This is a genomic window from Chryseobacterium sp., from assembly GCF_029240215.1.
In the GTDB taxonomy this organism is placed as follows: Bacteria; Bacteroidota; Bacteroidia; order Flavobacteriales; family Weeksellaceae; genus Chryseobacterium.
This window is the reverse complement of sequence record NZ_JARBTK010000004.1, coordinates 348917-366906: the sequence shown is the minus strand read 5'-3', so window position 1 is coordinate 366906 and position 17990 is coordinate 348917. Positions and strand designations below refer to the sequence as shown.

The following is a 17990-nucleotide window of genomic DNA, read 5'->3' as shown; positions in this document are numbered from 1 at the left end:
AATTTAAATCTCTGACCACTTTTTATTCGAATAATTCTGCTGTATCAAGCACAGAAACTTTTCCGTCTTCACATCTGATTGCTTCTCCCGGAAAGTTCTGAATCATGTGATAATCATGTGTTGCCATTACAACAGCCGCTCCGTTATCGGCAGCAACCTGCTTTAATAAAGTCATGATTTCGTTAGAAGTTTCAGGATCTAAATTTCCTGTCGGCTCATCGGCTAAAATCAGATCAGGATGATTCAATAATGCTCTTGCGATCGCAATACGTTGTTGCTCACCTCCGGAAAGTTCGTGCGGCATTTTGTGCTTCTTGCCTTTCATATTTACACTTGAAAGCACTTCATTGATACGTTCGTCCATCTTTGCTTTGTCTTTCCATCCGGTAGCTTCCAAAACAAATTTCAGGTTTTTTTCAACGGTTCTGTCAGACAGCAGTTGAAAATCCTGAAATACAATTCCCAGTTTTCTTCTCAGATTGGGAACTTCTGAAGCTTTTAATTTGGCTAAATCAAATCCTACCACTTCGCCGTGTCCTGCAACCAACGGAATGTGTCCGTATAAAGTTTTCAGAAGCGAGCTTTTTCCGGAACCTGTTTTCCCGATAAGATAGCAGAATCTGCCTTTCTTGATGTTCAGATTAACATCAGTAAGCACGGTAAAATTTTTCTGTGTAATTTTTGCGTGCTGCAGATTGATGATATTGTCTCCGGAGATATTTGTATGTGGCATAAATTCAATTTTTAGAGGCTTTTTCTAAAATATTTTTTCAGATTTTAAAAATAGAAAAAAGAAGCTTTATAAACCTAAAATTTAGGAAAATTTAACAACAAAAAATGCTTGAAAAAACTTATTTTCAAGCATAATCTGTATATTGTAAGTTAAGAATTATCTCTTAGCTCTTGCAGAACTAACAGTAAGGCTTTTTCTACCTTTAGCTCTTCTCGCTGCCAATACTCTTCTTCCGTTTGGCGTAGACATTCTTTCTCTGAAACCGTGTTTGTTTCTTTTCTTTCTTTCTGATGGCTGGAACGTTCTTTTACTCATTACTATATATTTTAGTCGTAATTATCTATTAATTTTCAGGTTGCAAATATATGTATATTTTTATTAAGTGCAAATATAATCTTAAATTATTTTAATGAACTATGATGTTTCGTGAATACAATCTTCGAAAACGGATTTATACTTTTTAAAGATTCATCCGCATAAAAACTTTATCTTTGAAAACTCAAATTTAAAAAAGATGTTTACACCTGCCGAACTTTTAGAAATCAATCAGCTTCTTATTCCGGAAAATAAAATCGTGATTCTTACCCATTACAATCCGGATGGTGATGCTATTGGTTCAAGTTTAGGTCTAAAACATTACTTACGTGCAAAGGGAATTGAAGCAGAAGTCGTTACTCCAAACGATTTTCCGAAATTTCTGAAATGGATGCCCGAAGCAAAGAAAAACATCATTGGAGAATATAAAAGAAAAGTAGCTTTTGATCTCATTAACGAGGCAGATGTGATTTTCTGTTTAGATTTTAACTCTCCCGCAAGAATCGGAATTTTAGGAGATTGGTTGATGAAAGCAAAGGCGAAAAAAATTCTTATCGATCATCATCAGCAACCTGAAGATTTTGATTTTGTGTACTCTGATACAGTAATTCCTGCAACGTGTCAAATGATTTATCATTTTATTGAGGCGATGGATGATGAAGATTTGGTCAATAAAGAAATTGCCGAATGTCTTTATACAGGAATTATGACCGATACCGGAGGTTTTCGTTTCCGTTCGACGAGTGCAGCGACCCATAGAATTGTGGCAAGTTTAATTGAAAAAGGAGCGGATCCTTCTGTGATTACTTCAAATACCTGGGACACAAACACAGTTTCACGTTTACATTTGTTGGCTTTAGTTTTAGGTAGAATTGAGGTTGTAAATAATGGTACAGTAGCAGTTTTATCTTTAACGAGAAAAGAACTTCAGGAATACGGTTTCCAGAAAGGTGATACAGAGGGTTTTGTCAATTACGGATTAAGCATTGTCGGCGTAAAAATGTCGGCGTTCTTCATGGAAGATCTGTATGAAGATTTTATTAAAATCTCTTTCAGAAGTAAAGACGATATGGATGTTAATCAGTTTTCGAGAAAATATTTCAGCGGTGGTGGTCACATTAATGCAGCCGGAGGAAAATCTATGGAATCTTTGCCAGACACGATTGAGACTTTCAAAGCGAGAGTAGCTGAAGAGAATTTGTAGATAATTTAATCGCCACGTTTGTCATGCTGAAAGCATCTAAATAATATTAAAGTATTGTTGAGATTCCTGCGGAATGACAAACTATTTTTAAATAATAGAATTCACTTAAATTCTCTTATACCCTTTTTCTTCAAGTTCTTTACAAGTGTAATCATAAACTTCTGAAAACATATCATCAAGAAATCTTTTATTGAATAAGCTGAACTTGGTCATTTTCGGCGGATCTAAAAATATATCGCAAGACTGAGCTTTAGAATAAACAGATTTGGCAATGGCTAAATGTAAAATACGGTCAAATTCTTTCATCAAACTCATATTTTCAAGGCTGTCATAGCTGATGGAATTTACGTGGGAGCCAATCAGGAAATCACATTTATCAATAATAGGTTCTATCGGCAAATTGTCTAAAACTCCACCATCTACGTAAATTTTTTCGCCCATTCTTACGGGTGGTAGCACAAAAGGAACACTCGACGAAGCCAAAAGCGGACCGAATAATTCGCCTTCTGAAAAGAAATCAACGATGCCGTGCGTCATTTCTGTAGCTGCAACATAAACGGGAATTTTTAAAACCTTAAAATCATCTTCCGGAAAATAATCCATCAATAATTTCATGATAAATTTTGAACTGAAAATTCCGTTTTTCGAAAGCTTTAAATAAGAACGTGAGAAAAAAGTTGTTTTTTTGACAATTTCCATCATTTCATCAGGAGACGTTCCGATGGAGTAGAATGCTGCAATGATAGAACCTGCACTCGTTCCTGAAATAATTTGAGGCTTCAGATCATATTCTTCCAAAGCTTTGAGAACGGCAATATGTGCAATTCCGCGCATTCCGCCGCCGGATAAAGTAAGACCGATTACCGGTTTTTTTTTGTTGAAAGAGAATAATCCCATTGAGAATTTTAAACGTTACTAATGTACAGATTTTTTATAAAAGAAGATTAAGGTTCATCGCATTCCGAATCAATTTTAATGAACAGGGCATTAAACTCGTTATACATTTTTTCATCATGCAGAGGTCTCTCAATGTAATTATTTGCACAGTTTCCCCAACCAAAAGTGATTAGATCGATCATTGCATAATCTTTCCAGTTTGAGGAAGTGAGATGATTTTCAAATTCTGTGATAATTCTTTGCGGATTGCCGTTTCTTTTACTCATTTCCTCACGAAGTTTTCGCCATTCAGTAATCAGTTCTTCATCGTTTGAGTTTACAGCTTTAGCGAAATTTATACAATTTCCTGTAAATTTATTATTAATCAAAACAGATGGGTCAGAATAACTCACAATCTGAATTTTTTTCTTTTCATAATCTTGATGAAGTTCTGTGTAGCTTAATTTTTTAATGTTTTGCCAATAGGGAACATTGACAATTTTGAGATTTTCGATCATTTTTTTATTTCCGGCAAAATCTTTGTCGAGTTTGGCTAAAATCAAATCTTTATCACGTCGGATTTCTTCTAAATCATTCAGATTAAAAACGGAAGGTGTATTTAACGAAATTCCGCTCATTTGAAACCACAATTTGTAAGTTCCTTCTATTTCTTCACGGGAATATTTTGTAGGATCAAAATAACCTTTACTGTCGCAAAGATCTGTGACGAAAGCAAAAACTTCAGGCTGAGTTGTTTTCGGAGTTAAAGAATCTTCGGTTGTTTTTTGTGCAACAGAAACTGTATCTTTTTTCTGATTGACAGAAGATTTCGCTTCTTTTTTGCAACTTAAAAACGAAATGAAAAGCAATGAAAATATCCAAATTCTCATAAAGGATTTTTATAAAAGAAATTTTTTCGGAAGATGGTGAAGCAATTCTGTGTTGATGATTTCTGCACAAATGCTGGGTTTTTCCCAATGTCCGTTATGTCCGCAATCGAGAAGGTAAGATTTAATGTTTGTCCTATCCGGAAGATTTTTAATGGTGTTTTCAGTTTTCACTGCGTTGTCGTGTTTTCCGGCGAGAATTAAAATTTTTGCTTCCAGATTTTCGAGAACATGCTTTTTGTCTGTTCTTGCAACCATACCTTTTACACAGGCTAAAGCTCCGAGATTATTGGTAGAAAGTGCAATTTCTAAGGCGGTTTCTATTTTTCCTTCAAGAACATCTCTTTCGTTCTGATTAAATAAATTTGGAATTCCCGCTCTTGCATAATGTGCAAAGGCATCTTTAATAATTCTGTAACTTTTTATTCTTTGCTCTTTTTTCTCTTCGTCATCTGCAAAATAGGTTGAAAAGAATAAAGTAAGACTTTTTAGATTTTCAGGGAATTTTTCGGCAAAAGCTAAAGACGTGTAACCTCCCATAGAATGACCGAGAAGGTGGATTTTATCTAAATTTTCATGATCAACTACTTTTTTTACTTCTTCAGCCATGAGTTCCATCGTGTGAACTTCAGCTAAAATATCAGATTTTCCGTGACCCGGAAGATCAATTTTTAATAGAGTAAAATCTTTGGAAAGATGGTTTTCCATATCACTCCAGATGCTGAGGTTTTCCATAAAACCGTGAAGCAAAACCAAAGTTTCTTTTCCGTTTCCTTTTTTTTCGAAGTTGAGCATAACGTAAAGTTAAAAATGAATGTCAATATAATCAACAAAACCCGAGCCATTGACCATATCCTGAAGTCTGTAAGTTTTTCCGCCATCTTTTGACATGAAAGTTTTTGTCCCTTTTCTTGTGTATGGTTTTCCGTTGTCGTTGTCAGAAATACTTTGAGTAATTTCTCCTGTGAAATTCATGCTTTTAGGTGAAAGAACCTGTGCGAATCCTTTTAAAGTAACGGAATTTTTGCCCGATTTAATGTCTCCTGAAAGAGTATAATTGTCTCTTTCGCCATCGATTTTAGTGAAATTTACTGATCCTGAATATTTAGGCGAACTGTCATTCTGATAAACGAATTTGTGACTGCCGCTGAAATCTCTGAAACGGTTTTTGCTGTTTAAAGCTTTTATGCTGTCGTTGATTTTCGTTCTGGCTTCGTTGATAGAATCTACAGTTTTTGTACTGTCGGAAAGTTGACCTGTTTTTTGAGATTCTTTTTTAGAACACGAGAATGTGAGAATTCCTGCAATGGCTATGATTAAAGTTTTTTTCATCAATGAATAAATTATATTCTCAAATTTAAATAAAAAAAGAGCATTATAAAAATGCTCCTCGGTTTATTTTGTTACGTTTTCGTAAACTTTCTTTTCCCAGGGTTTGATGTCGGTGATTCCGTATCGTTCTTTTTTGGAGATTGCAATGTTATCTAATACATCAACGAAATTTTTGTAGTTTGCATCGTCAGTTGGTTTGATGATGATCGTGAAAATTTCTTTCTTAGGAGCTTTGCTATATGCTTCGGAAATAATTTTTGAAATCTGTACTCCACTGAAATCAGTTTCTTTCAAATTATTTGTGGTTAAATCTTTCTCATTACTTTGATGATAGAAAACTCTATTGTCTTTTCCAAGAATAAATGTAACTTGATTTTTATCGCCAATAACTTTATCATTAATTGGAATTGGGTTCGGATCTTTTGCGGGTAAACCAAGATCCATCACGTTGGGTTTTGTAAAGTTGGTGGTAAACATAAAGAAGGTAATCAATAAAAACCCTAAATCCACCATTGGAGTCATATCAACTCTGATTGGTTTCTTTTTTTGTTTTCCTCCTTGTTTTTCTTGTGCAATCACTTCAGCCATAGTAGTATTTTTAATGTTAAACAGATTTTAATAAAGATTGATATATTGTTCTCTATTTTTAAAAATCTATGCAAAGTTTATACCTAAATTTATGAATTGTTAACTATTTTTTATTTAAATGAAATGTTTTGCATAATTGTGAATAAAAAAACTTTGCGTTATAAAAAAACTCACACCTTTCGATGTGAGTTTCTGTTATTTTAAATCTGAAATTATTTATTTTTTTTATAAAAATTGACCCCGCATTCAAGGAATTTTTTGAAATCCTCTTTCGGCATATATCCGGAAACCGGAGTGTTGATTACTTTTCCGTCTGGAGTTATCAAAACATAATGCGGTTGAGAATTATTATTAAAATTTACCTGTTGGAATAGGCTCCATCTGTCACCGATTGTTTTTACTCTTTTCACTTGTCCTTCACCCAAATCAATTTTGGTTTTCTGATCTTCAGGAAGTTCTTCTTTGTCGTCTACATAAAGAGAAGCAAGAACAACATCGTTCTGCAAAATCGGTAAAATATCAGGCTCGCTCCACACGAATTCTTCCATTTTTCTACAGTTTTCGCAACCGTAACCTGTGAAGTCAATCAAAATTGGTTTGTTTTCTTTTTTAGCTAATTCGATGGCGTTAAAGAAATCATGTTCAGGTTTCATTCCAAGAATTCCGTCTTTTTCATCATGGAAATAACTTACGTTCAATGGAGGTAAAATTCCACTTAATAATTGCATTTTTGGTCTTTCTGAAGGAATTAAACCCTGAATTAGATAAATCACAAAACCAATTCCTAAAACTCCTAAAATCTTTCTTGTTAAAGAAATTTTCGGTTTTTTATCATCGTGCGGAAATCTGATTAATCCGAATAAATATAATGCTAAACCGATCCCGACAACGATCCAAATTCCAATAAAAAGTTCTCGTTTAATTAAGAAAGTTTTTGAAACTAAATCTGCCTTTGATAGGAATTTTAAAGCTAAAGCTAATTCGATAAAACCTAAAACAACTTTCACGGTATTCATCCAACCTCCCGATTTCGGAAGACTTTGTAAAGCCTGTGGAAATAATGCTAAAAGTCCGAAAATAATCGCCCAAGCCAAACCAAAACCTGTCAAAGCTAAAGTTAAAAGCGTTGGAATGTGTGATGACCCGGATAAAGATCCTCCTAATAAACTTCCCAAAATAGGACCTGTACAAGAGAAAGATACAATCACCAAAGTCAGAGCCATGAAGAAAATACCGATAATTCCTCCCGCTTCTTCTGCTTTTGAAGATTTGTTTGCAATTGAACTTGGTAACGAAATGTCGTAATATCCAAAGAAACTTCCTGCAAAGAAAATAAAGATGATAAAGAACACTACATTCAGCCAAACGCTTGTAGAAATTTCGTTGAAGATATTTCCTGCAATCCCGTCAATTAAATGGAAAGGGACACTTAATAAAACAAAAATCATCAAAATGAAAAATCCGTAGATCAATGCATCTCTTTTTCCTTTTGCTTTGTTTTGGCTTCCTTTTGTAAAGAATGAAACCGTCAAAGGAATCATAGGGAAAACGCATGGCGTCAATAAAGCGATCAATCCGCCAATGAATCCTAAGAATAAATACATCCAGTAATTTTCAGATGCTACAACCGCTTCATTTCCACAATCTGTCAAAGGTTTTTTGAAATCTATTGACGCTATTTTTAATTGTTTAGGATCAAGTTTTGAAGTTTCTGTTACAGTAATTTCACTTTTTGTTGGATTTTCAACGACAGTTTCCGTAGTTTTTACAGTATCTTTTATCGCTTCAGTTGGCGCAACAGTATCTTCTGAAACTCCTTTTGGCGTAATTTTCTGAGTGAATTCTAAAGTGTTCGGAGCCAGACAAACTCTGTCATCACACGTTTGGTAAGTAATTTCAGCAACAACTTCTCCCGGTTTTGTTCCGTCTTTTAATTTAAATTTCTGTTTAAAACTTGCAGCATTAGAGTAAAAAATGATCGTTCCGCCAAAAGCCTCAGAAAATTCTTCGTGCTTTTTTCCAACTTCCTGGAATTTCCCGATCAGTTCTATATTTTTACCCGAAACGATATATTCTGTTGGAATTCCCGTATCTTCAGGAATGTCTCTTGAATAAATATGCCATCCACTTTCCAAAGTTGCATTTAAAACAGCTTCATATTGATTGTTGCCGATTACATTAATAGTAAACTTAAATTTTACGGGGTTTTTAATTTGTGCCGAAAAAGTAAAAGTAATAAAGAAGAAAAGGAGAAACGAAATTTTATGAATCGAAGAGAATCTCATATTTTTATTTTATGTAAATACTATTATACAAAAGTAGTTGTTTTTTGCAGATTAATCAACTGAAGAAAGCTTCCTCAGCTTTTTTTCTATCGCCAGATTATTTCTCAGAGCTGAAAAACCTTCTTTAATATCCAAGTAAGGAAACCCTTTTTCGTGATTTTTTCTGCTGATTTCCGCCATTATTTTCCAATGTTTGGTAATTTCTCTCCAGGCAAAAAATAAGGAATGTTTTGGGTCGTACATATGTGTTGGTTCGCTTTTAGCTCCATTTATTTCTATGATTTTAAAGCTTTTGCCTTCTTGCAAAAGTTCTAGATTTTCATACATTACATCCAATCTTCCGAAATAAAAACCATTTACTTTGGTGCAAATTTCATCTATTTTTTGCACTAATGTTTCTGTAACCTCGGTTGAAATATCTATAAATTTTGCACCTCTGGTATGACTTCCAAAAGGAATTAAAATAATTTCTTCGTTTTCAGGAACTGTTTTCTGCATTTCGCTTCCCATTTTTTGTTCTATGGCTTTGATTTGGAATGCGCTTCTAGGATTATCCATTACCAGTTCTTTCAATGTTTTTTCACCGTTTCCTTTTACCGATAAAAATTCTTTTTTCACCATTCCTGTGATTTTTCCCGATTTTTGATCTGGAAAACGGTGATAGAAAATGCCGACTTCATTCTGATAATTTATTTTTTCCTGAATCAAAAAATCGCAGTCACTACTGTTCTGATAAATTTTTAATTCATCAAAATTTTTGATTTCGGCAACACCCAAGCCTTTCAACCCGATATTTGGTTTTACAATAATGGGAAAATCAATTTTTTTTGATTGCAATTCAAGCAAAATTCTTCGAAATTGAGTTTCTGAAGATGTGAAAACAGTTTTTGGGATCCAGTTTTTGGGAATCAGATCGTAGATTTCTTTTTTGCTTTCCATTGCCATTCCGCCATATTTTATAGAAGGATTGGCTCCGTGGAAGAACAACAATGTTCTTGCTCTATACGCACAATACAGCCAAACCGGAAAAAGCGGCAGGTAAATGGAAAAAGTAGACCAGTATTCCCAATGTGCAATTTTATGAAGGCGATGTTTGAGATTCATTTTTAAGGGAAATTTTTTCGGGTTGTGAATCTGGGTTGAGTCGGTCGTAATGTTTAATAGTCATTTCAGCGGAAATAACGAGTTGCGTTGTACTGATAGTTTGTATTGTATTTTGCCTTTTAATGGTAATGCCGTTTTCGAGATCATCGGTTTTTTGATGATGAAAATCCCAAATTGTTTCTTCGGAAATTGTTTTTTTTAGAAGAAATTTCTGAAAAATTTGCTTCCTTTTTTCTCTTGCCGATTCATCATACAAAGTAGCGGAAGACCAAATTTGTGGACGATTACTATCTAACATTTTAAAATGTCTTTCCGAACCATTCCAGCGAAATTCTGCCAATTGTTTTTGCTGAAAAATGGCTAATGTAAAAGGTTCAATGTTTTCTAAATCAATTAATTCTATTGAGTTGAAAATGTTTTTTTCCTCTATCAAATCCAAAACAATCAGTCCTCGGCTTTTTCGGTATTCTGCCTGTCTTTGATGATTTTCAAAAGCTCCGTTTAATAAAACGATGGCATTTCCGTTTTCGGAAACCACAAACCACGTTCCGTTTTTGGTGGCATCTTTCGGATAAAAAACACCTTTTTCATGATGGATTTCCTGTGCGGAACGATTGGGTTTTTCGTCCCGGTTGGATGTCAGAACAATCTTATTTTTAAGCGAAAAATACGTTACAGTACACATTTAATTCAGATTTTGAGTTTCTCTGTATTGAATCGTTGAAGGTGCAATTCCGAAATTTTTGTTGAGCAGATGACTCATTTTAATCTCGTTAAAAGCTACTTTTATCAACGCCTGATGATGAATGCAATGCTCAATATTGTACACCATCTCTCTGTAAAAGTTGGTAGGAATTTCGATATGAGTTTCACCTATTGTTTGTTGTAAAATAAGATTTTTATTTGGCAAGTTGATCTTAGAAATAATTTTTGAAATAGCTTCAATGGCTTTTTCCGGATTTTGTTCTAATTCTAATTTCCGCTTTCTCTCATCATAATTAATCACTTTCGTAGAATAAGAATTGAGTAATATTTCTAAAAACTCTATGCTGTGACGGGTGTGTGCGCCAATCGTTGCGCCATCCAAACTTGGGATGGCAAGAGTGTAAATTTCCTGTGATATTTTCCGCAATGCATTTTGCTGTTCGGTAAGAATATCGAGCAGAAGCAGGAAAATCGAAGTGTCGTTGCTATGCATTTTTTGTTTTTTTGAATTTAAACAGTAATACAATGCAAAAGATAAAAACGGTTAACGCCAAGAAAAAAAGTTTTCCGCCATCATTATTCGTCTCAATTCCTATAATGAAAATGTGTGATGCTATTGCTCCGATCATCGTGAAAAACCCTAATAATGCGCCCCAAAATGTGGTTCTTGGATTGAGAATTAAAATTGCTGTGATGAGCTCTAAAACTCCGGAAAACAGTCTTCCAAAAGGTTCTGCATTAAGCTTTGAAAAAATGGCAACAGAATCCGGATGTGCTGTAAATTTGAAGAACAAAGTCTGTAGTAAAATAATAGCGGGAATTAATCGGAACGCCCAATTGATGTAATTTTTCATAGTTGTGTATTGTTATTTTTGTAGTAATGCGTAAGAAAATAAATGGTTGTATTGTTGGCAATGAACAACGACGTATTTGTATTCGTCAAAATTCACTACGCTTGTAAACGTATAAGTTTGTGCGCCGTTTACCGATTTTAGCTTTCCGAGAGAAACGAACTGTGATGGTTGTTGTTCTTTGCTTACATAAACGTACAAATCGGGTCCGTTGTTTACCAAAAAAGCCTCATCAAAAGCTAAAGTAAAAACGCTGTCTTTTTCATAAATTTTGGCTTTTCCCTTCACGTTATTTCCGTAAGATCCCTGCATAAAATTACCTGAATATTTTAAGACTGCATTTTCGGGAGCTATTTCCATAAATCTTCTGTTGCGGTATTTTCTCGGATGCAGGAAACCAGAAGGAATGATGCGAATATTAAGGTGATCATTGTTTTCATAATAGTGTCTTTTAATGAATATTAATTGGTTATTTTTTTCCAGTTTTGGTCAGCGTTTTTTTTCAGCTTGGCTTCGTTTTTATTCCAGGAAGTGAGGGTATTGTTGAATAACTGATTGTAGAACAGGTGGGTTTTTCCATCAATTATTTTAAAAGTGGTAGGATTAATTTCTACTTTTTCGCCATAATCTCCCATCGCAAAAGCACACCAACCACCATAAACAGGTTCGTATTTGGAAGGATCTTTTTTCAGGAGTTCTTTGTTTTTTGCAGACGACGTGTAATAAATAGCTCCGTTTACATTAACGGCAAATTCTTTTTTTCCTTTTACGCCTTTTTTCTGTTCGATATAAGAAACAGGATCATAGCCCTGAATTGCTAGCTTGTTTTCCAAATTTCTATGTTCTGTTTTTTGTGCAAATGCTAAAAAAGGAAGTAAGAAAACGAGAATGAGTGTGATGTAATTTTTCATAAATAGATGTTTTATTTTTATTGATTGTTTTTATTGTTGAATGTTTGTAGTGTGACCATAATGAAGTTCAAGCAGCCAAAAAAAAGTTAGAGTTGATCTAAGATATCTTTCAAAGAAGCTCTTTCTTTGTAGTCGGGATTGAAATGTCGCCAAATGATTTTTTGATTTTCATCTAAAATAAAGGTTGCAGAAACGGGCAATCTGCCAGAATCATCCGAACGGCTTTTCTTAAAATCATCTCCCAATTGTTTTTCGTAGAAATCCAGTGTTTTTTTCTCAGGTGTGTAAAGCACATCAAAAAGTTCTGCGATTTTATAATTTTCATCATATAAAACGGAATATGCAGTTTTGGTTTTGTTGACGGTTTTTGCTATAAATTCTGGTTTTTCAGGAGAAATGATAACCAGTCTTGTGTTGTTCAACTGTAATTCGGGCGCAAGATTTTGAAGGCTCTCGATGTATTTGTTACAATAGGGACACCATTGCCCACGAATAAAAACCAAAACTGTTTTCTTTTTTTCCAGAGACAATGAAAATGTTTTCTCAAACTGATCTTTTGCAGAAAAATCAGGAATGGTTTCGCCTACCATTTTGCCCTTCACTTCGTCTAATGTTGGTGTTTCCTTGTTGGTAGATTTTTTATTGATAACCGATTGTCCTACATTCAGAAATTGTGTGGCGTTGTAATATCCGTAGTCATATTGAACCAATTCTCCATTTTCATCCAAAAATAGGAAAGACGGATAATTTACGATTTTGAATTTTTTGGCTAGTTCTGTTCCTTCTTTTTCGGCATCAATGTAAAGGCTGATGAAATTTTTATTGAAAAACTCTCCCAATTCTGCATCAGGAAATGTATTTTTTTTCATTAGTTTACAAGGACCGCACCAAGCGGTGTACAAATCGATGAAGATGAGTTTGTTTTCCTGTTTTGCTAGTTTTTTTGCTTCTTCTAAATTTTTTGCCTGAAAATTGATTCCGGTTTTAATTTGTGCATTAAACGAAATGACTGCCAAAAAGAAGAATGTATAAATTATTTTTGTGAACATAAGATAAAGTATTTACCTAGAAGTTCCCAAAAACAAAAAAAATCACCCGATCAAAAGGTGATTTTTTTAAATTTTATTTAAATTGTTGATAATCAGATATTAAAATTATCTTCTTTTTTTTATTTTTCTAATTTGTTCTACACATTTGTGCTTTTGATTTTGTGCGTTGTGTTTGCTGGTATACTTATATTTTTCCCTTATCTCTTCGATATCTTTATTTTTCATAAAAATATCGTGGATGAGGTTTTGACAATGCGCTGAAATTCCATTTATATAATCGTTAAGTTTATCCCAATAATCTCTTTCGTTTTCTATGGCCTGGTTGATTTCTTCTTTGTTTTCAAAATAATAAATTTCGTGCATTTCCACGAAAAAGTTTCGGTTGCGAAGTTTTTTCAGCCATAGATTTTTAGAAATTCCGGTAACGTAATTGGCAAGACAAGTATAAGCTTTGAAATCATCCTCGTACAATTTTTCATACAAGATGATCAATGCATCCTGAAAAACATCTTCTGCGTCTTCCATACTTCCTTTGTTGGCAAGAACAAATTTGCGAGTATAGCCGAAATATTTTTTATACAAAACCCCAAAAGCAACATTATTATCTTTCTGGAAATCTTCTATTGCTAAGGAATTGGTTGCTCTTTTATTCATACAATTCTAAGAACTTTTTGTGTTTTTTCTGTCAGGGTATATCTTTTATCTTGTCTAAATGGAATTACACCTAAAACGCTGTCATTTCCATCAGTCAAAATCCATATTTTTTCTTTAGCTAAAATAGATATTTTTTCGTCTCTAAAAAATTTAGCGATTTTTTTTCTACCTTTCATTCCGATAGGATAAAAATAATCTCCATTTTTCTTTTTGCGAAGCTTTAATGGAAAAATCAGTTTTTTAGCATCAAATTCCCATCGAAATGTTTCCGGTATTTCCTGAACTCTGTCAATTATATCAGTTAGATCAATTTCAATGGTGCTTTCATTAAAATCAAATGATTGAATTAAGATAAGATCTTCCGTAATTTCTGTTTTCTTTTTTAATTCGTTGAAAATTAATTCATTTCTATTGATAATTAATTGATAATGAGCAGAAAAGAAACGGCTTCCGGTCTCTGCGGTGAAGATTTTTTTAATCTCCTCCACTTTATTAAAACCACATTTTTTCAGGATTTCAAATTTCACAAAATCGCTTTCAAGATTGAGTTTTTCTTTATCTAAAATTTTATTTTCCTTGTTTGAAATTGTAACTTTTTTTTCAATTTCTACAATCTGTTGCTGAACAAAATCTTTGGTCTGATTTAAATATGATAAAGACTTCTTAAAATTCTCCAGAAAATGATCATTCGTTTCCAGAAGTTTAGGAACCAATTCATTTCTGATCTTATTCCTTAAGTAATCACTTTTTTTGTTCGAAAGATCTTCGCGGTACGCAATATTATTTTCTTTGGCAAAATCATAAATTTCATCTTTAGAAAAATGCAAAAGCGGACGCAAAATTTTATTGTCGTTTGCAGGAATTCCACTCAAGCCTTTAATTCCTGAAGCTTTAGATAAATTAATAATAAAAGTTTCAAGCTGATCATTGAGATGGTGTGCAGTTACTAAAAATTCTAAATTTTCTTTTTCCTGAATTTGCTTAAAAAAATCATATCGAAGTTCTCTCGCCCAAAGTTGAATAGAATTGTCGGGTTTTTTATCTTGTTCTGAAACTTCATATAAATGAAATTTAATCTCATTTTTAAAACAGAAATCTTCGACAACTTTCTGATCAGAATCAGAATCTTCGCCACGTAGTTTGTAATTGACATGCGCAACCTGGAAATTTAAACCTAAAGCTTTGAAAATGAAAGCTAAAACCATTGAATCCGCACCTCCGCTAACTGCTAAAAGATAGTGCTGGTTTTCCGGAAATGCAATAAGATTTTCGAGTTGTTTTTTGAAGGTTGATTTTTCCAGCATGAGGCTCAGAATTTCTTTTGTACAAAGATAAACCATATAATTAAAATGAATTTTCCTAAATTTGGATCGTCTAAAAAAAGATTATTTATGAAGATTATTAAAATTTTAGCAGTTTCTGCAATGGTGTTGGGTGTAACATCTTGTGTAAGTAAAAAGCAGTATGACGCTCTTAGCGGCAACTACAAACAGTGTATCGAAAATATCGGTGAAAGACAAAGAGAAATTCAGGAATTGAAGTCTCAGAACTCAAGTTTGACCGGTGAAAATAATTTATTGAAAAGTCAACATGATGCTTTGAAATCATCTCTGGATGCATGTCTTTCAAATACAGGAAAAAGCTCTGCAAACATTGATAAATTGGTCGGAGAGATCAATTCTTCAAATATGTATATCAAACAGTTGATTTCTTCCAATGCGAAGAATGACAGTTTAAATTTAGCTTTATCAAACAAGCTGAAGAGATCATTGGATAACGTAACTGATGATGATGTTCAGGTGAAAGTATTAAAAGGTGTGGTAATGATTTCTTTGTCAGACAAATTATTGTATAAAACAGGAGATTACAATGTTTTGCCGGCAGCTCAGGAAGTTTTGGGTAAAGTAGCTAAAGTGATCAACGATTACGACAAATACTCCGTATTGATCGAAGGTAACACAGATAACGCTCCGTTAAGCTCTGCAAATCTACCAAGAGACAACTGGGATCTTTCTGCATTAAGAGGTACGGCGATTGCAAAAGTATTGCAAGGTCAGTTCGGTGTTGATCCGGCGAGAATTACTGCAGGTGGACGTTCAGAGTACAATCCTAAAGCGACCAACATGAGTGTTTCCGGAAGAGCGGAAAACAGAAGAACAGAAATTATCATTATGCCTAAACTCGATGAGTTTATGAAATTGATGGATATTGCTCCAAAGAAATAATTGTCAGAAAAATAACAAAAAAGAATCCCGATAAATTTTATCGGGATTCTTTTTTTTTGATCACGTCTTCTTTTTTACTTTTTAAGATTGCCTTCAAAAGCAGATGACGCTCTCTTTTTAAAGGGAATTTTTTTCTGAAGGATCAATTTGTTTCATCACTTAATCTTTAACCAAGTTTTTTTAATAAATCTTTTTTCATCATTGGCTTCTTCGTATGGCAAATCTACCGCTAAAAACGATTACAAAACATCCGTGTTTTTACGGTATTTTAGATTAAATATTGGGGATTATATTTCTTCAAAAATTATTAATATTTAAGTAAATTTGAATCTTAAAATTATCAGAATGAGCTTTTTTGAAGAAGAAAACCCTGAAATGGACAGGTATTTGGAAAATCATGCTTCTGCAGAGCCGGAAATTCTCAGGAAACTGAGAAGAGAAACGTTCCTGAAGACAACACAACCGCACATGATTTCCGGTTATCAGCAGGGAAGATTACTTACTATCATTTCAAAAATTTTACAGCCGAAGAATATTTTAGAAATTGGCACTTTTACAGGTTATGCAGCACTTTGTTTAGCTGAAGGATTGTCTAAAGACGGTAAGCTGACAACTTTGGACGTAAACAAAGATTTGGCATATTTACCGGAAAAATATTTTGCGGAAAGCAATTTTTCTGAGCAGATTCATTTTAAAATTCAGGATGCAAAAGAATTTTTGAAAGAAACGAACGAAGTTTTTGATCTTGTTTTTATTGATGCCGATAAAGAAAATTATGCAGAATATTTCAGATTAATTAAATCCAAAACAAAATCAGGATCGGTTGTGATGTTTGACAACGTGCTTTGGTACGGAAAAGTTTTAGAAGAAAATCCAAAACAGAAATCTACACAGGTCATCAAAGAACTTAATGATTTGGCAGCGAAAGATGACGATTTTGAAAATCTTATTTTACCTTTGCGTGACGGAGTAAATCTGCTTCGCAGGAAATAATTAAAAGATTTAAATATTAAATAATTAAAATATTCACCCCTCTAATTTTTTAATCTTTAAATCATTCAATCTTTTAATATAAAAAAATGGATAAAGGAATTTGTGTTGTGACAGTAGCGCCGATACGTGCAGAAAATTCTGACAAAGCAGAAATCGTTACAGAAATATTGTTTGGCGAAAGTGCAGATATCTTGGAAGTCAATAAAAACTGGACTAAAATAAAGATGCATTACGACGGGTATGAAGGTTGGATGGACACCAAGCAAATAAAACCTGTTGCCGATGAATATCTTACGAGCCGTAAAATTACTTTGATTACAGAAGATTTTGCTTCTATAATGACCAATGATGGGCGTACTTTGCTTTCTATGGGCTCTGAAGTTGAATATCCTGCTGTTGCGTCAAGACGGAGCCATGACGTAAGAGAAAGTATTGCCTTAACTGCAAGAGAATTTCTGAATGTTCCTTATTTATGGGGTGGGAAAAGCTTTTTTGCAGTCGATTGCTCTGGTTTTGTACAGTTGGTTTTTAAAATTCACAATATTAAGCTTCCGAGAGATACTTACCAACAGGCTGAAGTCGGAGAGGTTTTGAGTTTTGTAGAAGAAAGTCAACCGGGAGATCTTGCTTTTTTTGAAAATTCTGAAGGCAAAATTATTCACGTCGGAATTATGCTTGAAAACCAAAAGATTATTCATGCTTCAGGAAAAGTGAGAATCGATACGTTGGATTCTACAGGGATTTTCAATAAAGAATTGAATAAGCATACACACAAATTAAGGGTCATTAAAAATGTAATCTAATAATGAAGACTTCAAGTTTACTTTTATCAATAAATATAATCCTGCTTGTTTTTATATGGGTTTTCGTAGGAGTTAATTATGCAGGTTTACCGGAAACGGTTCCTTCTCATTTTGCGGTTAACGGAAATGTAGACGGAGAAAGTGAAAAACGGGCAATCTGGTTTTTACCGGGGATTGCAACATTTCTCTTTTTACTGCTTGTCGGTATTCCAAGAAATCCCGATTCACCAATGTTGAATGTTCCCGGTTCTTACCGGAATAAAGAAAGTTTGAAACTTTTCGCATACAGCATATTACTTCCGATATTGTTTTTATTAGCAGATACAGTTGTGGAAAGTATTCTTATTGCACAAGGCAAATTGCAGGAAATGAGCAATGCAGTTTTTGTTTTGTTAACTCTTTTATTGATTGTAGTAGGCATACATATTTTCAAAATGATAAAAGAAAGTCAATCAGAAAAATCTAAAATTTAAAA

General features: G+C 33.6%; 22 protein-coding genes. 5 read left to right on the top strand and 17 right to left on the bottom strand.

Features of this window, described 5'->3' with window-relative positions:
* Positions 1-22: 22 nt before the first annotated feature.
* Both K0R77_RS11330 and rpmH read right to left on the bottom strand, forming a co-directional pair.
* On the bottom strand, positions 23-733 hold the full coding sequence (locus K0R77_RS11330) for a cell division ATP-binding protein FtsE (RefSeq protein WP_300352290.1): 711 nt from the start codon (positions 731-733) through the stop codon (positions 23-25).
* A gap of 156 nt (positions 734-889) precedes the next feature.
* Entirely contained in the window at positions 890-1048 is a 159-nt protein-coding gene (rpmH, locus tag K0R77_RS11325) for a 50S ribosomal protein L34 (protein ID WP_034679005.1), read from the bottom strand.
* A gap of 199 nt (positions 1049-1247) precedes the next feature.
* Here rpmH and K0R77_RS11320 point away from each other — a divergent pair, with 199 nt between their 5' ends.
* Complete coding sequence (locus K0R77_RS11320) at positions 1248-2252, top strand: bifunctional oligoribonuclease/PAP phosphatase NrnA (RefSeq protein WP_300352288.1); 1005 nt, start codon at positions 1248-1250, stop codon at positions 2250-2252.
* A gap of 105 nt (positions 2253-2357) precedes the next feature.
* On the opposite strand, the gene K0R77_RS11315 is transcribed toward K0R77_RS11320, so the two are convergent.
* The 15 genes from K0R77_RS11315 to tilS form a co-directional block, all read right to left on the bottom strand.
* Complete coding sequence (locus K0R77_RS11315; protein ID WP_300352286.1) at positions 2358-3149, bottom strand: patatin-like phospholipase family protein; 792 nt, start codon at positions 3147-3149, stop codon at positions 2358-2360.
* A 47-nt stretch (positions 3150-3196) separates the two neighbouring features.
* Complete coding sequence (locus K0R77_RS11310; RefSeq protein WP_300352284.1) at positions 3197-4018, bottom strand: hypothetical protein; 822 nt, start codon at positions 4016-4018, stop codon at positions 3197-3199.
* A 9-nt stretch (positions 4019-4027) separates the two neighbouring features.
* A complete protein-coding gene (locus tag K0R77_RS11305; RefSeq protein WP_300352283.1) occupies positions 4028-4810 on the bottom strand; it encodes an alpha/beta hydrolase in 783 nt (260 codons plus the stop codon).
* Between the two features lie 9 nt (positions 4811-4819).
* Positions 4820-5347, bottom strand: a complete 528-nt coding sequence (locus K0R77_RS11300) for a hypothetical protein (RefSeq protein WP_300352282.1) — start codon at positions 5345-5347, stop codon at positions 4820-4822.
* A 63-nt stretch (positions 5348-5410) separates the two neighbouring features.
* Positions 5411-5935 (bottom strand): biopolymer transporter ExbD, encoded by a 525-nt coding sequence (locus K0R77_RS11295; RefSeq protein ID WP_300352280.1) that lies wholly within the window; start codon positions 5933-5935, stop codon positions 5411-5413.
* Positions 5936-6147: 212 nt separating this feature from the next.
* The gene (locus tag K0R77_RS11290; protein WP_300352278.1) at positions 6148-8220 is read right to left on the bottom strand and encodes a cytochrome c biogenesis protein CcdA; all 2073 of its coding nucleotides are present in this window, start codon (positions 8218-8220) and stop codon (positions 6148-6150) included.
* A gap of 51 nt (positions 8221-8271) precedes the next feature.
* A complete protein-coding gene (locus K0R77_RS11285) occupies positions 8272-9324 on the bottom strand; it encodes a D-alanine--D-alanine ligase (RefSeq protein ID WP_300352276.1) in 1053 nt (350 codons plus the stop codon).
* Positions 9299-10009, bottom strand: a complete 711-nt coding sequence (locus K0R77_RS11280) for an NRDE family protein (RefSeq protein ID WP_300352274.1) — start codon at positions 10007-10009, stop codon at positions 9299-9301. Before K0R77_RS11280 ends, K0R77_RS11285 begins: the two co-directional genes overlap by 26 nt.
* Complete coding sequence (locus K0R77_RS11275) at positions 10010-10522, bottom strand: DinB family protein (RefSeq protein WP_300352272.1); 513 nt, start codon at positions 10520-10522, stop codon at positions 10010-10012. It abuts the gene before it with no gap.
* Positions 10515-10883 carry a DoxX family protein gene (locus K0R77_RS11270; protein ID WP_300352270.1) on the bottom strand — a complete coding sequence of 123 codons (369 nt, stop codon included), beginning with the start codon at positions 10881-10883 and terminating at the stop codon, positions 10515-10517. The genes K0R77_RS11275 and K0R77_RS11270 overlap by 8 nt, the downstream gene beginning before the upstream one ends.
* 12 nt (positions 10884-10895) lie before the next feature.
* A complete protein-coding gene (locus K0R77_RS11265; RefSeq protein WP_300352268.1) occupies positions 10896-11240 on the bottom strand; it encodes a DM13 domain-containing protein in 345 nt (114 codons plus the stop codon).
* Between the two features lie 101 nt (positions 11241-11341).
* Positions 11342-11791: a YHS domain-containing (seleno)protein gene (locus K0R77_RS11260; RefSeq protein WP_300352266.1), complete on the bottom strand. Its 450-nt coding sequence runs from the start codon at positions 11789-11791 to the stop codon at positions 11342-11344.
* 86 nt (positions 11792-11877) lie between these two features.
* Complete coding sequence (locus K0R77_RS11255) at positions 11878-12840, bottom strand: redoxin domain-containing protein (protein ID WP_300352265.1); 963 nt, start codon at positions 12838-12840, stop codon at positions 11878-11880.
* Positions 12841-12945: 105 nt separating this feature from the next.
* Positions 12946-13494: a sigma-70 family RNA polymerase sigma factor gene (locus K0R77_RS11250; protein ID WP_300352263.1), complete on the bottom strand. Its 549-nt coding sequence runs from the start codon at positions 13492-13494 to the stop codon at positions 12946-12948.
* Positions 13491-14798, bottom strand: a complete 1308-nt coding sequence (gene tilS / locus K0R77_RS11245) for a tRNA lysidine(34) synthetase TilS (RefSeq protein WP_300352261.1) — start codon at positions 14796-14798, stop codon at positions 13491-13493. The genes K0R77_RS11250 and tilS overlap by 4 nt, the downstream gene beginning before the upstream one ends.
* A gap of 87 nt (positions 14799-14885) precedes the next feature.
* Here tilS and K0R77_RS11240 point away from each other — a divergent pair, with 87 nt between their 5' ends.
* The 4 genes from K0R77_RS11240 to K0R77_RS11225 all read left to right on the top strand — a co-directional run bounded on the left by K0R77_RS11240 (position 14886) and on the right by K0R77_RS11225 (position 17988).
* Positions 14886-15719, top strand: a complete 834-nt coding sequence (locus K0R77_RS11240; protein WP_300352259.1) for an OmpA family protein — start codon at positions 14886-14888, stop codon at positions 15717-15719.
* 345 nt (positions 15720-16064) lie between these two features.
* The gene (locus K0R77_RS11235; RefSeq protein WP_300352257.1) at positions 16065-16712 is read left to right on the top strand and encodes an O-methyltransferase; all 648 of its coding nucleotides are present in this window, start codon (positions 16065-16067) and stop codon (positions 16710-16712) included.
* Between the two features lie 86 nt (positions 16713-16798).
* Positions 16799-17515: a C40 family peptidase gene (locus K0R77_RS11230; protein ID WP_300352256.1), complete on the top strand. Its 717-nt coding sequence runs from the start codon at positions 16799-16801 to the stop codon at positions 17513-17515.
* 2 nt (positions 17516-17517) lie between these two features.
* Entirely contained in the window at positions 17518-17988 is a 471-nt protein-coding gene (locus K0R77_RS11225; protein WP_300352254.1) for a DUF1648 domain-containing protein, read from the top strand.
* The last annotated feature ends 2 nt before the right edge of the window (positions 17989-17990 follow it).

Bases quoted from the DNA above. Each gene is read 5' to 3' on its own strand.
- K0R77_RS11330 (WP_300352290.1), bottom strand. From the start codon at position 733: ATGCCACATACAAATATCTCCGGAGACAATATCATCAATCTGCAGCAC.
- rpmH (WP_034679005.1), bottom strand. From the start codon at position 1,048: ATGAGTAAAAGAACGTTCCAGCCATCAGAAAGAAAGAAAAGAAACAAA.
- K0R77_RS11320 (WP_300352288.1), top strand. From the start codon at position 1,248: ATGTTTACACCTGCCGAACTTTTAGAAATCAATCAGCTTCTTATTCCG.
- K0R77_RS11315 (WP_300352286.1), bottom strand. From the start codon at position 3,149: ATGGGATTATTCTCTTTCAACAAAAAAAAACCGGTAATCGGTCTTACT.
- K0R77_RS11310 (WP_300352284.1), bottom strand. From the start codon at position 4,018: ATGAGAATTTGGATATTTTCATTGCTTTTCATTTCGTTTTTAAGTTGC.
- K0R77_RS11305 (WP_300352283.1), bottom strand. From the start codon at position 4,810: ATGCTCAACTTCGAAAAAAAAGGAAACGGAAAAGAAACTTTGGTTTTG.
- K0R77_RS11300 (WP_300352282.1), bottom strand. From the start codon at position 5,347: ATGAAAAAAACTTTAATCATAGCCATTGCAGGAATTCTCACATTCTCG.
- K0R77_RS11295 (WP_300352280.1), bottom strand. From the start codon at position 5,935: ATGGCTGAAGTGATTGCACAAGAAAAACAAGGAGGAAAACAAAAAAAG.
- K0R77_RS11290 (WP_300352278.1), bottom strand. From the start codon at position 8,220: ATGAGATTCTCTTCGATTCATAAAATTTCGTTTCTCCTTTTCTTCTTT.
- K0R77_RS11285 (WP_300352276.1), bottom strand. From the start codon at position 9,324: ATGAATCTCAAACATCGCCTTCATAAAATTGCACATTGGGAATACTGG.
- K0R77_RS11280 (WP_300352274.1), bottom strand. From the start codon at position 10,009: ATGTGTACTGTAACGTATTTTTCGCTTAAAAATAAGATTGTTCTGACA.
- K0R77_RS11275 (WP_300352272.1), bottom strand. From the start codon at position 10,522: ATGCATAGCAACGACACTTCGATTTTCCTGCTTCTGCTCGATATTCTT.
- K0R77_RS11270 (WP_300352270.1), bottom strand. From the start codon at position 10,883: ATGAAAAATTACATCAATTGGGCGTTCCGATTAATTCCCGCTATTATT.
- K0R77_RS11265 (WP_300352268.1), bottom strand. From the start codon at position 11,240: ATGGAAATAGCTCCCGAAAATGCAGTCTTAAAATATTCAGGTAATTTT.
- K0R77_RS11260 (WP_300352266.1), bottom strand. From the start codon at position 11,791: ATGAAAAATTACATCACACTCATTCTCGTTTTCTTACTTCCTTTTTTA.
- K0R77_RS11255 (WP_300352265.1), bottom strand. From the start codon at position 12,840: ATGTTCACAAAAATAATTTATACATTCTTCTTTTTGGCAGTCATTTCG.
- K0R77_RS11250 (WP_300352263.1), bottom strand. From the start codon at position 13,494: ATGAATAAAAGAGCAACCAATTCCTTAGCAATAGAAGATTTCCAGAAA.
- tilS (WP_300352261.1), bottom strand. From the start codon at position 14,798: ATGCTGGAAAAATCAACCTTCAAAAAACAACTCGAAAATCTTATTGCA.
- K0R77_RS11240 (WP_300352259.1), top strand. From the start codon at position 14,886: ATGAAGATTATTAAAATTTTAGCAGTTTCTGCAATGGTGTTGGGTGTA.
- K0R77_RS11235 (WP_300352257.1), top strand. From the start codon at position 16,065: ATGAGCTTTTTTGAAGAAGAAAACCCTGAAATGGACAGGTATTTGGAA.
- K0R77_RS11230 (WP_300352256.1), top strand. From the start codon at position 16,799: ATGGATAAAGGAATTTGTGTTGTGACAGTAGCGCCGATACGTGCAGAA.
- K0R77_RS11225 (WP_300352254.1), top strand. From the start codon at position 17,518: ATGAAGACTTCAAGTTTACTTTTATCAATAAATATAATCCTGCTTGTT.